Source organism: Rhodococcus sp. CX, assembly GCF_015865005.1.
Lineage (GTDB): Bacteria > Actinomycetota > Actinomycetes > Mycobacteriales > Mycobacteriaceae > Rhodococcus.
Map to the genome: position 1 here is coordinate 1,236 of NZ_JADZGH010000053.1, position 1,535 is coordinate 2,770.

General features: G+C 72.3%; 1 protein-coding gene and 1 pseudogene. One reads left to right on the forward strand and one right to left on the reverse strand.

The features are described from left to right. The coding region (locus I0Q12_RS05205) for an Isoniazid-inducible protein iniC (RefSeq protein ID WP_231610044.1) at positions 1-997 on the forward strand (997 nt) is incomplete at its 5' end. 49 nt (positions 998-1,046) lie between these two features. Here I0Q12_RS05205 and I0Q12_RS32010 read toward each other — a convergent pair. Next, a pseudogene (locus I0Q12_RS32010) lies at positions 1,047-1,535 on the reverse strand (hypothetical protein); the annotation flags it as partial.

Consider the following 1,535-nt stretch of genomic DNA (forward strand, 5'->3'; position numbering starts at 1 on the left):
CCGCACGCTGGACCTGCTCACCCCGGACGACGCGGCGTCCGGCGCCGACGCCGTCGTCTACCTGATGCGCACCCTCGGTGCCGCCGACGTGCAGTTCCTCGACCGCATCGGCCGCCACGTCGGAGGGGAGTCCGGGCCGCTCGGGGTGATCGGTGTCGTCTCCCGAGCCGACGAGATCGGTGCCGGCCGCGCCGACGCGATGATGTCGGCGAAGGACGTCGCGTCCCGCTTCGCCGGGGAACTCGAACGCACCGCGCTGTGTCAGGCGGTTGTTCCGGTCGCGGGCCTGCTCGCGCTCGGTGCGCGAACCCTGCGCCAACGCGAATTCGCCGCATTCGAGGCGCTCGCCGGCGTCCCGGCCGCCGATCTGCAGGCGGCGATGCTGTCCGTCGACCGCTTCTCGCGTCCGGACATGCCACTGCCCGTCGACCCCGAGTTGCGCGCGCAGCTCGCGGACCGGTTCGGGCTCTTCGGTATCCGGATGGCCGTCGCGCTCGTGCAGCTGGGGGTCCGTGACTCCCCGACGCTCGCCGCGGAACTGCTCGCGCGCAGCGGGCTCGACGAGCTGCGGCAGGTGATCGACGTCCAGTTCGGGCAGCGCGCCGATCAGCTCAAGACCCATTCGGCGCTGCTGTCGCTCGGGCGGGTGCTGCGTGCGTACGGCGACCGGCACCTGCTCGCGTCGGTGCAACGTGAACTCGCCGACGGACACGGGTTCGTCGAACTTCGCCTGCTCGGCCGGTTGCGCTCGCGTCCCGTCGCGCTCGACGACGAGGAGCTGTTCGAGCTGCAGCGCCTCGTCGGGGGTTTCGGGATCGAGCCGCGGCAACGACTGGGATTGCCCGACGACGCCCCCGCCCCCCAGGTCCGTGCCGCGGGCGTCGCGGCGGTTCGTGCGTGGCGCGCGCGGGCCGAGCACCCGCTGCTGGACCCGTTCACCGCACGGGCCGCATCGGTCGCGGTGCGCAGTGCGGAAGGTGTGCTCGCCGGCGTCTGATGCACCCGCGCGCCAGGTTCCGGTTTCAGCTGCGCACTGGGCACGGGTTTCAGCCGCGTGCCGGGCGGACTGCGGCGCGCGGCATGCATCGCGCCGGTGTCTTCGCCGTCGGCGGGTGCGGGTGGCGGGCGCGCTCGACGGCTCGCGCGAAGCGATCCGCGACGACGTCGAAGCGGAACAGCTCCGCCCACGTCCACCGCACGACCTCGAATCCCAGGCCGCGAATTGCGTCCTCGCGCAGCTTTTCCTGGCGGACGGACTCTGCCGTCGACGCAGGATCCCCGGCGCCGTACTTACCCATACCGTCGAATTCGCCGACGATGCCGAGTTCTTCCCAGAAGAAGTCGACGCGGGCGACGAAGGTGCCGTCGGGTGTGAACAACTCGCGTTGCAGGCTCGGTTCGGGGATTCCGGCCGAACGGAGCCGGAGGCGGCCGAGGGATTCGCCGGCGCTTTCGCTGCGTCCGTCGAGAAAGTCGACGACGCGTCGCGCCGACGCGACCCCGGCGCGCAGGGCAGCACCGTCGAGCGCGGCCGG